The organism is Pedobacter endophyticus, from assembly GCF_015679185.1.
Taxonomy (GTDB): Bacteria; Bacteroidota; Bacteroidia; order Sphingobacteriales; family Sphingobacteriaceae; genus Pedobacter; species Pedobacter endophyticus.
The window spans coordinates 2,968,569-2,988,366 of record NZ_CP064939.1 but is presented as its reverse complement, the minus strand read 5'-3'; the positions used below and the strand labels follow the sequence as shown (position 1 = coordinate 2,988,366).

14 protein-coding genes are annotated in these 19,798 nt (G+C 38.9%); 4 read left to right on the top strand and 10 right to left on the bottom strand.

What is annotated here, in order from left to right:
- The first annotated feature begins 68 nt into the window (after positions 1 to 68).
- Positions 69 to 1,814, top strand: a complete 1,746-nt coding sequence (locus IZT61_RS12110) for a hypothetical protein (protein ID WP_196097167.1) — start codon at positions 69 to 71, stop codon at positions 1,812 to 1,814.
- A gap of 942 nt (positions 1,815 to 2,756) precedes the next feature.
- Here IZT61_RS12110 and IZT61_RS12105 read toward each other — a convergent pair.
- On the bottom strand, positions 2,757 to 6,659 hold the full coding sequence (locus IZT61_RS12105) for a response regulator (RefSeq protein ID WP_196097166.1): 3,903 nt from the start codon (positions 6,657 to 6,659) through the stop codon (positions 2,757 to 2,759).
- A 624-nt stretch (positions 6,660 to 7,283) separates the two neighbouring features.
- Here IZT61_RS12105 and IZT61_RS12100 point away from each other — a divergent pair.
- The 3 genes from IZT61_RS12100 to IZT61_RS12090 are packed head-to-tail and all read left to right on the top strand — an operon-like array spanning position 7,284 to position 13,039.
- Positions 7,284 to 10,385, top strand: a complete 3,102-nt coding sequence (locus IZT61_RS12100) for a SusC/RagA family TonB-linked outer membrane protein (RefSeq protein WP_196097165.1) — start codon at positions 7,284 to 7,286, stop codon at positions 10,383 to 10,385.
- Between the two features lie 6 nt (positions 10,386 to 10,391).
- Positions 10,392 to 11,999 carry a RagB/SusD family nutrient uptake outer membrane protein gene (locus tag IZT61_RS12095; protein WP_196097164.1) on the top strand — a complete coding sequence of 536 codons (1,608 nt, stop codon included), beginning with the start codon at positions 10,392 to 10,394 and terminating at the stop codon, positions 11,997 to 11,999.
- A 14-nt stretch (positions 12,000 to 12,013) separates the two neighbouring features.
- The gene (locus IZT61_RS12090) at positions 12,014 to 13,039 is read left to right on the top strand and encodes a fibronectin type III domain-containing protein (protein ID WP_196097163.1); all 1,026 of its coding nucleotides are present in this window, start codon (positions 12,014 to 12,016) and stop codon (positions 13,037 to 13,039) included.
- Positions 13,040 to 13,559: 520 nt separating this feature from the next.
- Here IZT61_RS12090 and IZT61_RS12085 read toward each other — a convergent pair.
- The 9 genes from IZT61_RS12085 to IZT61_RS12045 form a co-directional block, all read right to left on the bottom strand.
- The gene (locus IZT61_RS12085; RefSeq protein WP_196097162.1) at positions 13,560 to 13,808 is read right to left on the bottom strand and encodes a helix-turn-helix domain-containing protein; all 249 of its coding nucleotides are present in this window, start codon (positions 13,806 to 13,808) and stop codon (positions 13,560 to 13,562) included.
- 165 nt (positions 13,809 to 13,973) lie between these two features.
- Positions 13,974 to 14,222: a hypothetical protein gene (locus tag IZT61_RS12080; RefSeq protein ID WP_196097161.1), complete on the bottom strand. Its 249-nt coding sequence runs from the start codon at positions 14,220 to 14,222 to the stop codon at positions 13,974 to 13,976.
- Between the two features lie 274 nt (positions 14,223 to 14,496).
- On the bottom strand, positions 14,497 to 15,036 hold the full coding sequence (locus tag IZT61_RS12075; protein ID WP_196097160.1) for a thermonuclease family protein: 540 nt from the start codon (positions 15,034 to 15,036) through the stop codon (positions 14,497 to 14,499).
- Positions 15,018 to 15,233: a hypothetical protein gene (locus IZT61_RS12070; RefSeq protein WP_196097159.1), complete on the bottom strand. Its 216-nt coding sequence runs from the start codon at positions 15,231 to 15,233 to the stop codon at positions 15,018 to 15,020. The genes IZT61_RS12075 and IZT61_RS12070 overlap by 19 nt, the downstream gene beginning before the upstream one ends.
- A 29-nt stretch (positions 15,234 to 15,262) precedes the next feature.
- On the bottom strand, positions 15,263 to 16,144 hold the full coding sequence (locus IZT61_RS12065) for a hypothetical protein (protein WP_196097158.1): 882 nt from the start codon (positions 16,142 to 16,144) through the stop codon (positions 15,263 to 15,265).
- 16 nt (positions 16,145 to 16,160) lie between these two features.
- On the bottom strand, positions 16,161 to 17,489 hold the full coding sequence (locus tag IZT61_RS12060; RefSeq protein WP_196097157.1) for a beta-carotene 15,15'-monooxygenase: 1,329 nt from the start codon (positions 17,487 to 17,489) through the stop codon (positions 16,161 to 16,163).
- Positions 17,490 to 17,671: 182 nt separating this feature from the next.
- Positions 17,672 to 18,055 carry a DUF6804 family protein gene (locus IZT61_RS12055; RefSeq protein WP_196097156.1) on the bottom strand — a complete coding sequence of 128 codons (384 nt, stop codon included), beginning with the start codon at positions 18,053 to 18,055 and terminating at the stop codon, positions 17,672 to 17,674.
- Between the two features lie 27 nt (positions 18,056 to 18,082).
- Positions 18,083 to 18,463 (bottom strand): DUF6232 family protein, encoded by a 381-nt coding sequence (locus tag IZT61_RS12050; RefSeq protein ID WP_196097155.1) that lies wholly within the window; start codon positions 18,461 to 18,463, stop codon positions 18,083 to 18,085.
- 147 nt (positions 18,464 to 18,610) lie between these two features.
- On the bottom strand, positions 18,611 to 19,675 hold the full coding sequence (locus tag IZT61_RS12045; RefSeq protein ID WP_196097154.1) for a type I restriction endonuclease: 1,065 nt from the start codon (positions 19,673 to 19,675) through the stop codon (positions 18,611 to 18,613).
- Positions 19,676 to 19,798: the final 123 nt, after the last annotated feature.

Sequence of the window (19,798 nt, the reverse complement as noted above, 5' to 3'; positions counted from 1 at the left end):
TGAAGTAATGATTGCCAGTTTGAGTTATCATTTTTATTTTAGACGTTCAATATACTTTCGATATAATTATGTCAACGCACTCAAATCTAAGCATGTCGCTGCTGGTAAAATATTCCAGGGTATTTAATGACGGGGATGAACGCTCTCCGAGGGAAATCCTTGCCCCCTACGGAAAAACGCTTACATTAAAAATGATCGGGGTACTCAATTCCATGTTGCAACGCCGCATCAACGAGTTGTCAGAGCAAGTGGTCTCCTGGTTTGGCCCGGAAGGAATGCTAGGTACTGAAATGATGCATAAAATTATCGCTGGTTACAGGGCAGAAATTAATATGGGCATGAAATTACGGTTGATCAGCTCATATACCAATCTTCGTATGAACATAACTGCGATGGAACTTGATGAAGTTGCTGACGATAGTGCAATTGACATTGATGAATCCCATTTGAATTTCTTCATAGCTTATCTGAAATTGAACGAAGAATTTCTGTACAAGCAGGAAGGAATTGCCAGTACAATTCCGGCGGAGTTCACAGGACTTCAGCGAGCATCCTGGATGTCGACAGCGACACTTCTGAGTTATCATGATTTCAGTCAGATCGATCAGGTTGTTGGAGCAGTTCAGATGATCAAGGCTATGTACTGCATGGAATTTATTGAAAAATACAATCAGCAACTCCATCAATTGTATCTTGAATCTAAGGGCGTACAAGATTTTAAGGAATATGCAAAAAAAATGTTTCCCCTTAGCATATTATGCTTCACGCCAGCGGTTAGCATTAATGGGCAGGACGAGGAAAACCAAAAATTCCTGGAACTGTTCAATCTACAGGCAACGATACCGGAAAGCGAGGAAAATGCTGTAAAGTTCGATTTTCTTGCTGTGCGTAACAGGCCTCTTTACTCAGTTGGAAACAACGAGTATGTGATGCTCAACAGGGCAATGATTATCGGAAAGATGTATAGCTCGGTTTATTGGGATTGCAAGTCTATTTTGGCTACCCATCCTGAAATTGGCATTTCGGCTGATAAATTCAGAACGGACTTTACAACCGATTTCTCTGAAGGGTACCTGGTATACAAAATGTTCGACAAGGCCTATTCAAAAAGAAGTTGTATAAATCTTTCTGGTGAACAGATGAAGGCGCAAATGGGAAATACGGAACCTGATTATTATGTCCGTAATGGCAACAAGGTATTTCTGATAGAGGTGAAAGATAGCTTTATCACAGGTAAGGCGAAGCAATCCTTTAGTGTAAAAGACATTCAGGAAGATCTGAAGAAAAAATATTATAAATCCGGCAACTCAGAAAAAGCAGTTAAGCAGCTGGTCACAAGAATCAGGTTTAGTCTGACCAAGGCCTATCCATTTGATCAGCATTACAAGCCACAATCATTGCGATTTTATCCTATACTAATTGTTTATGACATCAACCTTACTGTACCTGGAATCGAAAGCGTTTTAAATGACTGGTTCAATACGGAGCGGGAAAGCCTTATTCAGGAAATGGCCGATGCCGGTATAAAGGGTTTCACCATCAATGATGTGGTGATATTGCATATTGATGGATTGATTTTGGCAACTGAATACATTGAAGCAGGAAAACTAAAGTTGGAATCACTTATCGACGAGCATTTGCAGAGAAAGCGTAGGTTATTAAAGATAACCGATGGCAGCACTATAGAAGATATTAAGGCAGACGTTCTGAACAGCTATTTTTCTTTCAACGAAATTGTGATGAACACTGTTAATTCGATTCCACCAAAAAACAGGATTATGCCCTCAGAATTTAGCGTTTTTAAAGGTGAGTAAAAATTTGAAAAAGTGGAGATTGGCGGAGCAATTAATGATCTTGATCAGTGTAACCGGAAGTCAGCAATTGCGGGAGTTAAATAACCTGAGCGCAGGGCAGGCACAGCTTCCAGGATTTTTACGGAAAAAGCGATAATGCAGTTAGAGATTTAAGCTTGGAGCTGGGAAATCTAACCCATTTTTATAGCCCTGACGGCGTACTCTGACATATGGAGTGAATAAGGTAAGTTCAAAGATTAAAACACGAAATAATATTATACTTGTTTAGAATAGCATCTGTAGATGTTGAATTGCCGGGTAACCGAGGCCTATCAGTCAATGATAACTGATTAATAAATTTTGGATTATCGGAAAATGAGGGTTGGCAGGTATCCCTGTCAATTTAGGAAAGTGATTCCAATGAAGGCATTTTGCTTTTCCCTGCTGCAGATTAGGGCACCTCCCCGCTTAGTGGCTGATGGGGCTCGAAATTTTGTATATTTTTTGCCGTTTCGCTCGCTGTGAGGCTGATTTTTCAGGTTTAAATTATTAAGCGGAATAAATTAATAATGAGTATTTTTTTGCATTATTAAACTCATTTCTTACATTTGAGTGTAACATTTGAGCCCAAAAAACGGTCATTTTGACAGTTGGTGAGTCGAAATTGTATTTTACAAGTATTTGATAGTCAGAAAGTTATTTAAATAAAACTTATTCTGGTTTCGTCGGGACCACTCCTTTTGCCAGTAGCTACGTGTAGCTACTGGCTTTTTTGTTCAATGGGGCCAACAAAGGGGCAATAAACTTTACATTTCATAACAACGTCGCAGAAGCGTCGCTCAGCTCACTCACATACTCACATAGAACGCGTTCCGGAAAAAGTGGAATAATATCTAATATGGTTTTTTGATCAGTTTGTTGCCGCTGTTTAATGTACGGTGTACAGCCTCTTTTTTGTTTGTTTTAAGAATTTATATAATTTTTGGGAGCCACTCGCATAACTTGTTTGAAAGCTTCCCGGAAATTCTTCGGATCCTTAAATCCACATTTTGTACTTACTGTTGATATATTTTTCTCGCCTTCATTAAACATCTGAACGGACTTATATATTCTATAGGCGTTCATAAATTCAATAATTGATTTGCCCGTCATTGCCTTTAGTTTTTTATAAAATGAAGAATGGCTCATCCCCAGTTCTTTTGAAAAAGCTAATACATTGAACGCTGTGTTGGTTAAATTCTGTTCAATGATCTTATTGCATTTCATCATAAAATCTTTCTCCATCTTAGAATAATTGGTTTTTTTACCTACCAGTATCTGGGAAATATCAACAGAATTTGATTTACTAAGAATCTGACTTACCCGTTGTTTCAGGTATTTGACAGATACTGGTTTAGTTAAATAGGCATCTGCGCCAAAGCCATAAGCGGCGATCATATCTTCCTCACCTGATTTTGCTGTAAGTATAATCACCGGAATTGCAGCATAAAGTTTGTTGGTTTTTAGGGCGGAAATGAAGTCCATTCCGTTCATTTTAGGCATCATCATGTCGCAGATTATAATATCAGGTGTAAATTCTTCAACTTTTTCCAAGCCTTCAGCACCATTATTGGCTTTTATAATTTTATACTCGTCTTTTAATAACTGCTCTATCAGCGACAATATATCTGGCTCGTCGTCGATCAGCAATACGGTGTGAAGGGCACTCGGATTGGTAGGGTATTCCAGTGTGCTGTTTTGCGCTCCATTGTTCAGAACGTGTAATTGCTCACTTTGGCTCGGCGCAGGGTTGTTGCTGAGCTCCAGGTGTTTTGGAATTGAAAATGTAAATTTTGCACCTTCATTTAACCTACTGGTAACGGATATTTTCCCCTGGTGCAATTCAACCAGGTGTTTCACAAAAGCAAGTCCTATACCGTCACCAGAGATGACGTTGCGATCGACCTGAAAAAACCGGTCAAAAATTTTCTCGTGGTATTCTTCTTTTACGCCTATTCCATTGTCTTCCACTGAAAACACAACAGTGTCGTTTTCCTCGTTAATAGAGAACGTAATCCGTCCCTGTTCGTGTGAATATTTAAAAGCATTACTGATTAGGTTGGCCAGTATTGTTTCTAATTTCTCGGCATCAAAACTTAATTGGATATTTAACGAGGAAGGCATAAATAGCAATACAATCTTTTTCTGATGGCAAAGTGTCTCATATCCAGGTATGAGTTCCTTGCAAAATGCCACTACATTGCTGGTTTGTGCTTCTAAATCAAGTTTACCTACTTCTAACTTTCTGAAGTCAATTATTCTGGTGATAAGTTTATTTAAACGCAGGGCATTTTTGAACATTGCAATGAGATGTGCCCTTGGTACCTGTATTAATTTACCTTTATTTTTTAATAAGTCTTCCAGTGGCGCGGTCAGCATAAAAATGGGCGTTCTCAGTTCATGAGAAATGTTAGTAAAGAAGGTAAGCTTCGCCTCATTTATACTTTTTTCCGTACTTTTTTCAAGCTCTTTAAGCTGAACCAGGTGCTTTATATTTAACTGATACCGATAAAAATATAACAAGGTGGTGATGACGCCAATTGAAAGTATCACAAAAATTGTTGTGGCCCAGTTTGTCCTCCACCATGGAGGTAAAATCGTAATCTTTAATTCTGAGTAATTTTTATTCCACTCGCCAACCAGGTTCGTGGATTTTACTTTGAAATAATAGGTTCCCGGAGGAACGTTCGTATAGGTTACCTGCCGCTCTGATCCTCCAGCTGTCCAGGTGTTTTCGAAATTTTCCAGGTAAAACGAGTATTTTATCTTATCCGGAGAAATAAGCTCAGGAACGGTAAAGCTTATAGAAAAAAAATTATGATCATAGGGGAGCTGAATCACTTGTGCAGGAGAGTTCAGCGATTTCAAACGATCGTTATTTTGATTTAAAAGTTTAAAACCGGTAAAAATTACTGACTTGAATTTGGGATCAAAGTTTATGTTAGTAGGCTTAAAGCTAACTAATCCCTTAGCCGTACCAAAGTACATTACACCATTGTTTTGATAACATGCATTATAGTTAAACTGTGATGATGCAATCTGATCTTTTTCACCGAAACGCAGAAACGTATGCTTTGATGTATTAAACAGGAAAAGACCATTGTACGAACTGATCCACAAGTTGTTGTTGTGGTCTTCGGTAATCCCCAAAACGTTTGGATTTTCAAAGCCTTGTTCGGGGCCATACAACACAAATTTTCCGCTGGAAGGTGTAAATTGATATAGCCCCACATGTTCAGCACCAAACCAAATATTTTGCTTGCTGTCTACAAAAACGTAATGCAGGTTGTTATTTGCGAACGCCTTGTTCTCTTCGCTTAGGTATCGCTTAACAATATTTCCTCCATAGTCTAACTGGTACAGGCCGTTACCATTTGTGCTAAGCCAAACGGCCTCTTTTGCGAAAGATATTTCAGTTATCTTTAAAATTTCTGGTTTAATCAGTACAAACTTTCTGTTTCGTTTATTAAATGTGAATAGTCCGTCTTCAGATCCAATCCATAAATTACCTTTGCGATCATCTTTTACTACCCAGATGGAATTTTTTTCCCGTACATCAGGTATTTGGGGTAGTTCATAATTGGTAAATGAATGTGTTGAATTCGAAAAATAACTTAAGCCCTTGCCATAAACGCCGAGCCAGACGTCGTTACCATCTCCAGAGATAGACACGACGTTGTTTCCAGAAATATTGCTGTTGGCTGAAGTATAATTACTGGATTTCTGGGTTTTTCTATTGAAAATATTAATGCCTCCTCCATCGGTTCCGGTATATAACAGCAATGCTGGAGATTCATAGATCGAAGTGACGAAATTATGTTTAAGATAGCTGTTCTGAGTAGAAAATGAAGTAAACCAGTTATTTCGTTCACTAAATACATTTATTCCCCCACGAAATGTCCCTATCCACAAATTATTGCCCTTATCTACAAAAAGGGAATAAATAGCGTCGCTTGAAATATTACTGTTTTTCGGAATGAAGTGTTCAGTTTTATCAGGCCCCGAAAAAATAAGGCCTTGCCCGTCTGTACCAAATATCATGCTTCGGTTAAAATCAATAGCGCATTTAATTCCACTTGGAATTTTGTCGTTGAGCATAACAATTCCGTTGGGTTTTTCCTGAAATACCATTGAGCTCTTGCCTATTCCCGATCCGACAAATATTTTGCCTTGCTTTTTACTATAGTAAATATGATGAACCGGATGGGGTAACGAATAGATCAGCTTATTCCGCAGCACCTCCTTAAAAGGATTTAGTATAAAAAGACCCTGGGTGGAGTGTGCTAAAAAATTTCCTTCTTTATAAGGTGCGATCATATGCCACTGGGCATCCCTGAGACCGAAAGAAAGCGGTTTAAACGACCGATCTTTCTCCAGTACTAACAAGCCTTCCTTATCAGCAAGTACAATGATTTTCTTACCCACCTGGATAATGTTTCTTACCGTTCCGTCTATACTTTTTTTCTGTTTATTGCTCCTGCTGGACAGGCCTTTATAGAATTTTTTCTCATTGAAAGAAAAGAAATTTAAGCCAGACGTAGTGCCCACCCACAATCCTTCATCGGTGGGCAATATTGCAGTAATTGAGTTACTGTTAATTGAATTAATGTTTTTTTGATACCTGTATATTGTGAAGTTAATACCATCGTACCTGCACAGGCCATCATAAGTACCGAACCACATAAAGCCGAACTTATCCTGCGCAATACATTTTACTGTATTATTAGAAAGGCCATTGGATATATCAATAACCTTAAAATTATGTCCTTGGGATGTTTTGGGGTAAAAGATTAATAGGATGACTGATAGAGAAATAAGTAAGTTCATATCATTCGGTCATTAAGAGGTCAGCAATCAGTTATTCATTTGCAAATATTTTTTTAACATAAATGGTTAACCCTTAAGATATTCAATTTTATTGATTCTATGGAATATTTCTGAAATTAAGTGTCTAAATAAGAGAAAAATTGTTCTTTTTACCAATTTGCTTTCATCTAGAACGTAGTTTGTGGAGATGTTTATTGTTTGTCTAATCACTTTTCCCTGATGAAATATAAACTAGATAACGAGGCTGTTTCAAAAGAATAAACCGTCACCCTCACTCGTTTCAGGGTCTTATATCGTTACAGTGGCAGAAAAGTTTTTTGCTGATAAACTGCTTGTTTATGGTGCGAACTTAAGCAGCTATTTCGCCAAGAAATAAGTAAGTCTCATGTATCTTCCATGCCGACTATAAGTCATTCGGTGAGCTTCTTGCAGAAGAATTTTCTTTTGTTCAGAAGCGTTAAAAATATGGCCAGGAGTATCGCCACTTGCCAAAAATAAAGATCACACTTTACAAAAAAAGCGGGAAAATATTAAAAACACCCTTTTTTTTATGAATAATGCCCTCTGTGGAACGTGTATTAATGGTGATTTTTGATCAACAATTTCTAAACCAAATATAACCAAATGAAAAGAAAACTACTGATTCTATTCCTCCTGTTGTTTAGCGTTTTTTGCGAAGCACAGGAAAGGCGTATTACCGGAGTTGTTAAATCAACAGACGGAGTCACATTAATAGGCGCAAGCGTGCTTGTAGAAGGAACTAAAGTGGGGGCGATAACAGACCTAAACGGCAATTTCAGTATCCTTGTTCCCGAAAAGGCCGAAAAATTAGTAATATCCTATATTGGATTTTTGCCAAAAGTTCAGCCTTTACTTAAAACCACATACTTTGAAATTACCCTGGTTCCCGACTCAAAAACTCTTGATCAGGTGGTTGTAGTAGGATATGGTACTCAGAAGCGGACTAATTTAACCGGCGCTGTCGGGGTTATTGATGCCTCCGCTTTAGAGAATAAGCCCATAACCAGTTCTTCCCAGGCTTTGGCAGGTAAAATTGCCGGGGTACATATTGCTCAGGGATCTGGTATTGCGGGTGACGACGGTGCACAAATTACCATCCGGGGGTTGGGGACACTGAACAATACATCGCCGCTCATTCTAATCGATGGAGTTATCTCTAACAGTATGGATGTACTGAATCCTTCTGATATCGCTTCCATTTCTGTACTAAAAGATGCTGCGTCAGCCTCTATTTACGGCTCTCAGGCCGGAAATGGGGTTATACTGATTACGACGAAAAAGGGCACGAAAGAGGGTAAATCAGTATTCAATTATGAGGGAAGCTGGTCTACTTCGCAGATCACTAAAAATAGTAAACCCAAAATGATTACCGACCCTATTGTTTTTATGACTTTGATGAACGAAGCGAGGGTAAATTCGGGCGGTCTTCCTGCTTTTTCTGAGGAGGTCATCGAGCAATACCGGACCCCATCTTACCGAGCGGCGGCCTCAACCGATTGGTTTGATGAAATCGTAAAAAAAGGCGTCATTCAGCAACACGACATCAGTGCACGGGGAGGTACTCAGAAAACCCAGTATTTTATGTCTTTGGGCTATATGGATCAAAAAGCGATCATTCTGGATGGGCAATACAAAAGGCTAACAACCAGGATTAATATAGAGTCGCAAATTGCAAGCAAGCTAAAAGTAGGGGTGAATTTCGGATACACTTATGGAAATCAGCGCACACCAAATGGTTCGATAACTGATTTTTCTTTGCTCAGCATCATGCGGGGAACACCACTAAATCCTCCTCATACTGACGACGGTTATCTTGCACTCCCCGATAATACCACTTTGCCATTTACTGGCCAGATACAAAGCGGCAACCCGCTTGCTGAATACGAGTCAAATGATATTCGCGAGTACCGAAATAATATTAACGGAAATATGTTTTTTGAATTTGAACCAATAAAGAATTTAAAGTTGTTCGGTAATTTTACAGCCAATACAAATTTAGATTCTTATAACGGTTGGTTTGGAAGGCCTGTAGCAAGAAACTGGAGATATAAGGAGATTATAGCAGCCCCAAAGTCTAATGAATCATTGGGTTCATTAACCGGATTTTATGGTTATGGAAGGCTGCAGCAGCAATCTACCAGATCTTACCGTATAAATCCATATTTTCGGGCGGCTTATAAGTTCAGCCTCTCAAAACACAACTTCAGCATCTTAGGCGGGATAAGTAAAGAGAGTAATAACTTCGATTGGATAAGCACCGAGCGTGGAAGATTTGAATCCAATTATGTCCGCGTATTTTCTGCGGGAGATCCCAGTACTATACAAAATTCAAGTCGGCTAACCAAAAATGCGATTGTTTCTCAATTTGGTCGTTTAAACTATGATTTCGATAACAAGTATTTGTTCGAAGCCAATATTCGCAGAGACGGTTCATCACGGTTTGGTCCTAATTACAGGTATGGTGTGTTTCCGTCATTCTCAGCAGGATGGGTAATTACTAGTGAGCCCTTCATGAAGAAAATTCCTGCAATAAATTTTTTGAAGATCAGAGCCTCGTGGGGGCAGTTGGGTAACCAGGCATTATCCGATGATTTTCCTTACGTAGCCAAAATATCTTATAAGGATGCTAACTATGTTTGGGGAAATACAGTGTTTACCGGTGCCCGTGCAGATAGTTACGGAAACCCTGATTTACACTGGGAAACGACTACAATGAGCGACATTGGTTTGAACCTGCATTTATTCAACTCTTCAGTTCAGTTTGAGTTTGATTATTTTGATAAAAAATCTACGGGCATACTATACAACACGCCTTTACCGCTGGAAACGGGATTTTCATCAGTATTTACTAATCTGGCAAGTGTAAGAAATAAAGGTATTGAAGGTGCTGTAAGTTTCTCCAAGAAATTCAATAAGCTTACAGTCGATGTTGGAATTAATGCCTCTAGAATTACCAATAAAATTCTTTCCATCAATCCTGATGTTACTGGTGAGACAGACAGGTACATAAAAGGAGAAAAAATATTAACAAGAAATTCGCCCATTGACGCTTATTACCTGGTGAAATGGACAGGACGTATATTTCAAAGCAAAGAAGAAGTTGACCAGTTGCCTCATCAATTTGGTGCTGCCCCGGGCGATTTAATATTTGAAGATTTCAGTGGTCCAGACGGAAAACCCGATGGGGTTATAGATGCCTATGACCGCCAGATTTTAGGAACCCAATATCCGAGTTGGACATACGGTGGGAATATAAACTTAAGATACGGAAGTTTTGGCCTATCGGCAGATTTTCAAGGAATCGCAGATGCTTACTCTTATGGTAGCCACGAGTATTTTTATCCTACTTTTCAAGGGTCAAATATTGCTGAGCATTGGCTAAATCGCTGGACTCCTGATCGTCCAAGCTTAACTACCCCTCGTGTATGGGTCGACAATGGTCCCAACACGGACAACTTCAACACCTATTTCCTGATGAACAGGTCGTATCTGCGTCTTAGAAATCTCTTAGTTAGCTATGAATTACCTAAAAAGCTCATTGAGAAGGTTTCATTGCAAAACCTTAAGGTTTATATGAGCGCTTCTAATTTATTCACATGGACTAACTACCAAGGTTTCGATCCGGAGCGTAAAAGGGAGGCAAATTCAAGGGGTGGACTTCCTCAAACGATGATTATGAAATTTGGTCTTACACTTACATTCTAACAGACAATGAAAACTATAAATAAAAAGATCTTATTACTTCTTATTGCCGTATTGGGCTTTAGTTGTAAAAAAGCACTGGACTTAACACCTGAAGATTCAGTATCGAAAAATGTGTTCTTCAGTGATCAGAACGATTTTGATTTGGCCTTGACCGGGCTTTATTCAGGGCTAAGGAGTACTGACACCAAAGAAATAACTGGTACTTATGGTGGTAACTTATATTGGGAAGTAGCTTCGGACGCCATGTTTTTTAGCTTTTCCTGGCACACACCATGGTATGATATTTCCAGAGGGAACATGAGTCCCAATACATCGGGTATCGGCTTTGTTTGGTCCAAGGGATACAGTTCTATAAATCTGGCAAATACAATCATTGAACAACTCGAACTGAAAAAGGATTTGCTGGATCCGAAATTTGCAAAAGACGTATTGGGAGAAGCACATTTTATTAGGGCAATATGCTACCTAAGACTAACGAGTTTGTACGGAGCTGTGCCGATGGTGGACCGCATTTTAACACCTTCCGAATCTAAGCTGAGCAGAAGTTCGGTGGAAGAGGTGACCAGAAAGTTGATTATTCCGGATCTGGATATTGCCATCCAGAACCTAACAGAATATCCGTTCGATATGAAATGGGGGAAGGCGACTAAACAGGCCGCAATGGGTATGAAAGTAAGAGCCCTGCTCTATATTAAAGATTATCCGGGCACGATAAAAGCTGCGGAAGATTTAATGGCCTTTGCCAATCAATCTTTTGTTCGGTTCGAACCGGATTACGAACGCATTTTTGCGAATGATAATGAAAACAACGGAGAGATTTTATTCAGTATAAAATACGTTGGCGGTGGAACTAAACAAGGTGGTACTTACTCTACTCCCTTTGGTCCGAACCATCTTCCCGGATTGTCGCTTGACGGAATCAATGGAAGCTGGCAGTCATCAGCAATATCTGCAGACTTTATTGACTCATATTATATGAAAGATGGTCTTCCACCAGATCAGTCGCCGCTTTATGATGCAGATAAAAAATGGGATAACAGAGGAGTCCGGTTCGAAAAAACTTTTTATATAGGAGGAAAGAGCATCGTGAATGGTTCTTTGTTTGAACCATGGATGGTTGGGTCACTCGAACAAGGAGCCTACAAAACTGCATATCCGTTTAACATTAATAAAGGGTATATGAATGAGAAGATAAAGCTAGACTGGACAAATGAAGACGAATCAGACTTTATTGTACTTCGTTATACTGACGTACTATTAATGTATGCAGAGGCAAAAACAGAAATTAATCAAATAGATAATTCTGTGTACGAGATTCTAAATAAGGTACGAACAAGAGCAGGTATCGCTTCCGTTCCTACAGGTCGTTCGCAAAACCAGATGCGGGAAATTATCAGGCAGGAGCGTAAATTCGAATTTGCGTTCGAAGGAATAAGGTATTTTGATATTCGTCGATGGGGAATTGCAGAAAGCGTCATCAATTCAATCAAATCGGATGAGTTATATAATCTTGGCAGCAAGAAGCTATTTTTACCTTCCAATTATCTATGGCCTGTTCCGCAGGCGGCACTTGACGCCAACCCAAATCTTAAGCCAAATAATCCCGGATATTAATTAATTATACGAAGATGAAATCAAAATATATAATTGTCGCAATCTTAACAGCTCTTATTTATACCAGCTGTAAAAAGGATAATAAAGAATATGATTTGGACCTGCCGCCAGACATCACAAGTCTATCAGTTTCTAAAGGAGATACTTCTGTGTTTTTAAAATGGAATGCGGTGCCTACTGCCCACAGTTACTTAATTGTAAGGGGCAGAAAGGTAATCGCTGAAAATCTAAAGGAACCGCAATATGAAGATGCACTCGGTCCCGATACTCTGGTAGAGTATCGTGTTTATGCTGTAAACAAAGATAATTGGCGCTCTTATAACTACGCAAGTGATTCAGGATTTGTGGCGATTCCCAAAGGGGTTTTACCGCGGCCACCATTGGCAGAAGCATCTACCGAAGACTATAAGTACTGTACATTAACATGGAGCAATGGTCGGTTTGCAACCGCTTACAACATTTTTAAAAATGGTGTCTTAATTGGCGATAACGTACAAGGGAATACCTTTATTGACAAGAAAGCTAGTACAAGCCTGACTGAATACCGCATTTATGCTGTTAACCATTCCGGGGTCTCATTAACCTATACTAAGGTAATGGGTGTTAAGCCTTACTATTATCAAGCAACCTTTGATAGCGATGAGGTGGGGTTTGAATATATTCCATGGACTTTCAGGGCTAAAAATATTGCCTATTATACCGAAGGAGGTCCTACAGTTACCAATACAGAAAGTTATGCAGGTGGTAAATCATTAAAAGTCACGAATGGAAAAATTCAATTACTTTGTGATTGGGGTGGAGTAACGGAAAAGGGCAGATACAAGATAAGCGTCATGGTAAAAAAGGCACAGGGTGGTTTTTGGATGGTCCCTAGTTTTAGTGGCGCTCAGCACATTTCTGCCGGTAGTGAATGGACTAAGTTCGAAGTGGAGACACCATTGTTGAATAAGGGAGGTACATTTAGCCTTAAAATAGAACCATATGGCAACGGTTCTGCATTTATTGATAATTGGTCTATCGAATATGTGGGATCAGAATAAGCTGCGCTGTAAGTCGTCGCTGTGATAAATAGTAAAAAAGCGCTGATTTAAAAGGGTGCTTTGTAGCGACGATGAGAATGCGTAAAGAAAATAAGAGACTGTCTCAAAAAGAACAAACCGTCGCCCTGAACTTGTTTCAGGGCCTTAATACAAAGGATTAAAAGTTCCTTTAGATAAGATGAGGCTGTACATAAAGTTAAATCCGATCCGAATTTGACACGTTGAGCTTCCCGAAAACCCGATAGTTATCGGATCGGGGCAAGTAGTCGAAATGCCTTTTTAAGCATTTAAACAAGTTCTTCGACAGGTCAGGATGACAGATTTCTATTTATGAGACAGCTTCAAGACGAAACCTTTTTGAGACAGCCTCATTAAAAGGGTATATTACTTTAAAACTTAATGATAACGCGGTGAGTGGGTACAGAGGATAAAGTAGCCTGCTGATTGAGGTGGGAAAGAGTAGTGAGGCTGCATTCGGTTATCTGCTTAGCTGTACCGGCCAAACGTTTACACGATTGTTTTAAAGTGTTGTCAGTATTTGCGTTAATGTTTTTTCGCTAAAATTGTGCTTACCATCCAACCATTTGTTCACCTCTGCAACGTGCATGTCTACTATGACGGCCAAATCTACAACATCCAAGCCCTTCTCGATTAAAAGTGCGGCAGTTTTTTTGGCAGTTTCCAGGTTTACTTTTGTTAATTGCTCGATTGCCGGATTGCCATTTTCTTTTATCCAGCTTGTAACCAAATCTTCGTTTTCGATATCCATTCGTAAAAAGCCTTATAATTCGGGATTAATTTTCGGCAAAGATAGGATTTGTTGATTTAACACAAAATGGCGCCTTCACGTCAGAAAAATCTCAGGTCAATTGAAAGCCATAGGCAATTGGCACCAAAATTTTGATGCGCTTTTATGGTTACTCAATACGGAAATTTACGCGTGGCCCGTCCCCGTGAAAGGAGTGGTATTTTCTGTTGGTGTACTAACCAGGGTTGGCGTAGTTTCGTTGTACGATGCTTCTACAACCGCAAGGTATTCTCTTAAATTAGCAATTTTTTGATGAACCAGGTTCGTTTCTTCAGTATTATGCTCTGGCGCACCATCCATAGATTGGATTGTTTCGAGCGCATAATCCATAAAATCTTTTACATTTTCTGAAAGAAGTGGTTTGGCTGTGATCATTATTCTGGCTGTTAAATTCTTAATATGATAATTGAACAACCAAAAACGTTGAATGTTTGCCGGCCATCCATTTAACCTCCAGGCTTCCAAATCAATTTTTTGCTTAGGTAACAGGCTTCTTATCACGACATGAATAGCCGATCATTTGCGGTAAGAGCGCATAAACTACCTTTATATACCGTTGACTGAAGTCAATGGCAATGACAGTCAACAGCGGGATTAAAGATTTTAACCCTTTAGCCTTCACTCCAGACTTTGGACTTGCGGACTCGCTTTAATCTTTCTGTTTGTTGTGTGTTGCTTTCGCCTGTCGAATGTGTTTTCGCCAATCCCATGGCGCAACAGCTTGCGCATCTTTCCAGAGTCCTATTTTATTGCGGCGTGCCCGAACTTCCAATTGTGCATAAACAGTATCTTTTGAGTACTTTTTGAAGTGCCAGGCCATACCTTGCTTAATCATTTCTTGATTAACGTTTTGTTTTCTGATGTTCACTACCACGGCAATCAATCTTTTGTAGCGGTCGTAATTTTGGGCATGTACTTGTACTTGTTGACCAAAACAGAGTTTTGAAAGTGCGGCTTTTGCATCGTTGCCATAAGGTTGCGATCCGCGTTTCTCGGGGCAGTCGATATGTGCCAATCGTATTTTGATGGGTTGGTTACGATACAAAATCTCTATAGTGTCGCCATCCGTAATGCCTATCACTTTGGCCTCGAAGGTTTTGTGCTTAAGTTCAGGGTAATCTGGCCCGGCCGTTGAAACTGACCTAAAAAAAATTAATAAAATAAAAACGGTTATTTTTCCCACCCACATAATGTTTTACCCTGTCCTTTTGCCTTTTCTAAAGTTGTTGCTATAATTTTATGCTGACAATTATTAAGACCACGACAATTAGATTTATAGTGATACTTTTTGCCACCCTCGCTTTTGCAAAGGTAAACTTTTGTAGCTGTATTTTCTTTACAGGTAATACTGGTTAAGAAAAGGATAAAGAAGGCGAGGGTTTTCATTTATGGCTCAGTTCTGGAAAAACATTTCGCTACGGCTTATCCGCTAGAATTATCTTTTGCAATACTGGATCAAGGTCTGAAGGCAGTTCGGCAGTTTTAAGGTAATAATTTTTGATACCCATACTTTTGAACCAATCACCCCAATATTGCTTTATAACATCGCCTTCGAATGGGTTGTTGGGAGATGGGTTGATGCCCAAAACGACAACTTCGAGGTTTCCAACGTTATTAATTGGTGCAATAAAACCGAGATTTTTCCTTTTGATAACCGATTGGAAGTCTGGTGTGTTAAGTTTTTGTTCTCGAATTAACGCAGGCGTGATGTATGTACTTTTGCCATTTTTTTTGAACTGGTTATTCCTATGATACATGTAGCCATCAGTTATTATGATCAGAATATTTCTGTGTTGATCTTTTATACAATAATCAGTAACGCTATTTTTAAAGAAACCCCAAATATCTGAGCCAACATAATGACGATCCCTAATTGCAGATTGATAGATTTTTATGGGTACCGTCGCAAATATTTGTTCCGTCGTTATAATGCTTTTCTTACTTGAGTTTTTATCGAAGCTTACCTTTAACTGTTGGCTCAATTGGTTAATTTGAGGGCTTTTGGGTGCGGGGTCAAAAAATACCTGCAGTTGATCGTTTAGCTTAAATATCTTTTTCTGCTTTACGTGATTCAAAAATGCCTGCACAATTGATTTCATGTAAAGAACATCCCGCTGGTAATACTGCATTGTTGGGTTTGGATTTTTCTTAGGGTCAATCCTATCCGATAAATCCAACAGAAAGCTGATATTTAAGTTCTGTGGTGGTTTTTCGATAGGAGTAGAAATTCGTTCTTTTCTAGTAAAGCTCGCTGTAAGCAAAAGAAATAGAGTCGACAGTAAAAATGTTGTTTTCATGGCGTTCTAAAATTTTTTATAATGAAGATAAATAGACAGAATTTTGAGCGTCTTCGCTGGCACCAACATGCTTCAGGTTTTCCTGATAGCAAGAGATACATTGGTTCTCGAGCGAAGTTTTTTCAGCTTGCGAAAGATGTAGCTTTTGGTTAATAAACGTAATCCATCCCTGCATATATTCAGAAGCATATAGGACATATTCTTTCGTAGGAATAATAACGGCATCAATTACCCGCTGGAGCTCTACTATTCTACCCTGTTCCGTTGCAATGCGTTGGTTGAGCTCATTAAGCTCAGTTAAAAATTTTTCTTTCTGAATATTGATGTCTGATATCCTTTCTTGGTGAATTTGAACGTTCTTTCTCCTTCGGAGCTGCTCGTGTTTTATCTTATCCCGCTCCCTGTGTTCTTTCATAATAAAATCGAATACTACTCCCCATATTAAGTAAACTACAAAGCCGGCAAAGATGATTCCCCAAAACTGAATCGTTTGAAATGCGATAGCTAAATTAAATGGCTGTGCCTCAAAGGTTTTTTCAAGCCCATAAATTTTTTCCTCAATCTGGTAGGCCAAAATAGCATCAAAAATAAACGTTGTAATAAATAATAGGGCGATTTTTAAGTAATTTATTGATGATTTGTTTTCGCCGAACATGTGAATTAGATAGCCTAAGCCTAAAAACACAAAAGGGATTAAGGTTACAAATGCGCCTTCAAGTGTCCCATCTCGCCAAGCATTTTCAAAGGCTTTCGAGTCTAGTACGTTCGTCATTATATCCGTGTTCAAATCAAACTTTTTGAAGAATGCCGAATATGAGGTGGAGATATAAAATGTAAAAAGATATAGGCTTATAGGCAGGATAATAATAAGGCCAATCCAGAATTTCGAAGATGTGCCTTTGCCCGCCTCGATATGGTATTTTTGAGGATCTCTTGCCAAGTCGTTGATTTCAAACTTGAGCTCTTCAATAGTATCTTTTACAGATCTTACATTAAGATCGGTCCTGTTTATTTGCTCTTCCTTACTGGCTTTACCTATTAGAAGCGTTTTTACTTCCGACTCTTTACTTTTCTGTTCATTCAGATATGGCTCCTTAGTCTGCCTCTGCTTCTCTGTCAGTTCTTTTTCTTCATTCTGAAACTTAGCATAGATGGCGTTCAAACAAATTGATAATGCTAGCGGACTTCCACTATTCCTTGAGCCATCTCTAAAGCCTGTCTCATGGTAGGTTCTTTTTCGTGCCTCCTCATTTTCTGCCAAAGACGTTTCTTTTATTTCAGTCTCTTCATCTTGAGGTTCAGAAACCACATTTGTTTGGAATAAATTTTCGATAAGATTATTCATAAAGTAGGTGGAGTTAGATAATATTTTAATTAAATTTTGTCGATTCGCAATCACTTGAATATTAATTTAAGAAGCTTTTCTAGGTTTGGCGTTTATGTTGCTTGCGGCCATCTGTATCAAGCGTGTGTTAATAATAGCAATTGAAGCAATTGCGTCGTAGCCATTGTAAGCAATGAGATGGGTTACCTGGACACAATTTTGGAAGAAACAATTCTATCGCGGGTAAAACGTTTTTGGGTGATTTCAACCTCACCGGTTTTTTGCGGCTGAGTTTTTGATTTTTTTCTGATGAATGTAATCAGGAGAAACAAGGCAGCCGTTATTAAATCTAAAGGAATCCAAAAACTTTTTTTATATAAATAGATTGGAAAAATTGGGTTAAAGACAACAAGTACACAAGCAAACAGCATCATAAGGAGATACCGTCTTTCTTTCATCAACATGAACCCAAATAATACTGCCGTTACTGAAACAATTATTCTAAGAAAAGTATAAAATTCAATTGGCAAATTGAATATCCCGATAAGACATGCTACTGCGGAAATAATAGGTAAAACTTTCATCATTCTAAATCAAGATTTTCTGGGTTTTAATTAGCCTCTATACACAATTGCATCATTTAAGGCATTCACAATTGCTTTGATGTAGGTTTTGTCTTCCGAAACTATGCTGTTTACCTCGCCCGAATTGGTACTGATACGTACTGCGAAATCGTTTTTGATGTATAGGATGAGAACGATACCAATTACGGCAAGAATAGAGCCTACGATTTTAGTTTCGGAGGGCAAAAGCAATAAAATACCAACAACAATCATAATTACAGGTAATGTTTTGCTTTTTACAACTTCAGAAATATGAACAGAAGATATATTTCTCATCGCATAGGTTTTGGACCTGGCAACAAACCTTGATTGTGTCACTGTGACATTTGTATCTTGATAAAACATCACTTCATTTTGTAATTGTGGTTCCATTTATCGTTATTTAAGTAATTAAGAATATAGTTTAGTGATTAGATTAAATCACAGGTCGTAGTAATCACTTCCTAAAACGCGGAACTCCCCTTTTCAAAATCCGTCTGAGTTTAGGGGAGTTCCAACGTCTTTTCGGAGAACTGAGCGTTATTGATAATTGTTAATAGTTTCGTGTAATTGATTGCGGTATTCGTAAAGATCGTCGAGGTTGGCAATTTGGTTTCTCTCGCCAGCGCCTTTACCGTTCGAAAATGTTTCCAGATACTTGTTGGCCGTGTTGAAATGAAAACGGCAAATTGGCTTTCTGTTATTGTCGTCGAGTAAAACACCAAAGTAAGATTGCGTATCCCGTGCAGCAATGCGAGTTGCGGGTATTTTTTCGCGAAGTATGGCCTTTACAATTTGAAAAGCTTCTAGCTCCTCATCAGTCGTGTGCACCTTCGATTCATTATTATCGTCGATAGGTTGCGCTTTAACCTCAGTTTGCCCCACCGGCTTTTCGCTAATGTTCAGGGCAGATTTCAATCTGTCGCTAATTGATTCGTTGATAGAAAGCGTTAACGCCTTTTTTGTGTACTCTTTAAAAGCCGACATTCTGCTCGCCGTAAGTGGTTTATCGAAAAAGCGACCTACCAAAAGTTTTACCATTTCATCTGAAGGACTCTCAATCTCTTTTTCAAATTCCTTTCTTATGGCCTTAATGTATTTCAGTCCTTCCGCCGAATCCAGGATGGTTTCTAAATTGTACCCTGTTTTGGTAAAGCTTTCCAAAATTTTAATCGCATTGTCTTTCAGGTCTTCTATATCGAGCGTTAAAAAGGGCTTCTCGTCCATGATGTTTGGCTTTTCCAAATCAGCATAGAAATTGTAAACTGTGCCATTGGTAAGCACACCGAAGCGAGCTTTTGACACATGGTAATAGCGGTGGAGTTGCGAGTTGTGCGCATCGGCACTTTCTTTCCAGTGTTTACATTCGAAAATAAGAATAGGCTCGTTGTTCTTTCGGATTACATAGTCTACTTTTTCCCCTTTTTTAGTGCCAATATCGCAGATATGCTCAGGAATGACCTCCGTTGGGTTAAAAATATCATAACCTAAAATTTGGATAAAGGGCATCACGAAAGCATTTTTCGTAGCCTCTTCAGTGTCGATTTGGTCTTTTAGCCCAACTACCCTTTGGTGAAGTTGTTCTAGCTTTATCTTAAGATCCATCTGGCGGTTTGATTTTTGATTTGATCAAATTTAGATGGTCTTAACATGATTTTTTTACGGGAAACCGTAAGGCCATTGTAACCCCAGAATGATTTTCGCCTCAGCCTAGTCGAAGGGGAAATG

Bases quoted from the DNA above. Each gene is read 5' to 3' on its own strand.
- IZT61_RS12085 (WP_196097162.1), bottom strand. From the start codon at position 13,808: ATGGATATCGAAAACGAAGATTTGGTTACAAGCTGGATAAAAGAAAAT.
- IZT61_RS12100 (WP_196097165.1), top strand. From the start codon at position 7,284: ATGAAAAGAAAACTACTGATTCTATTCCTCCTGTTGTTTAGCGTTTTT.
- IZT61_RS12070 (WP_196097159.1), bottom strand. From the start codon at position 15,233: ATGAAAACCCTCGCCTTCTTTATCCTTTTCTTAACCAGTATTACCTGT.
- IZT61_RS12065 (WP_196097158.1), bottom strand. From the start codon at position 16,144: ATGAAAACAACATTTTTACTGTCGACTCTATTTCTTTTGCTTACAGCG.
- IZT61_RS12105 (WP_196097166.1), bottom strand. From the start codon at position 6,659: ATGAACTTACTTATTTCTCTATCAGTCATCCTATTAATCTTTTACCCC.
- IZT61_RS12045 (WP_196097154.1), bottom strand. From the start codon at position 19,675: ATGGATCTTAAGATAAAGCTAGAACAACTTCACCAAAGGGTAGTTGGG.
- IZT61_RS12060 (WP_196097157.1), bottom strand. From the start codon at position 17,489: ATGAATAATCTTATCGAAAATTTATTCCAAACAAATGTGGTTTCTGAA.
- IZT61_RS12055 (WP_196097156.1), bottom strand. From the start codon at position 18,055: ATGATGAAAGTTTTACCTATTATTTCCGCAGTAGCATGTCTTATCGGG.
- IZT61_RS12110 (WP_196097167.1), top strand. From the start codon at position 69: ATGTCAACGCACTCAAATCTAAGCATGTCGCTGCTGGTAAAATATTCC.
- IZT61_RS12090 (WP_196097163.1), top strand. From the start codon at position 12,014: ATGAAATCAAAATATATAATTGTCGCAATCTTAACAGCTCTTATTTAT.
- IZT61_RS12080 (WP_196097161.1), bottom strand. From the start codon at position 14,222: ATGATCACAGCCAAACCACTTCTTTCAGAAAATGTAAAAGATTTTATG.
- IZT61_RS12095 (WP_196097164.1), top strand. From the start codon at position 10,392: ATGAAAACTATAAATAAAAAGATCTTATTACTTCTTATTGCCGTATTG.
- IZT61_RS12050 (WP_196097155.1), bottom strand. From the start codon at position 18,463: ATGGAACCACAATTACAAAATGAAGTGATGTTTTATCAAGATACAAAT.
- IZT61_RS12075 (WP_196097160.1), bottom strand. From the start codon at position 15,036: ATGTGGGTGGGAAAAATAACCGTTTTTATTTTATTAATTTTTTTTAGG.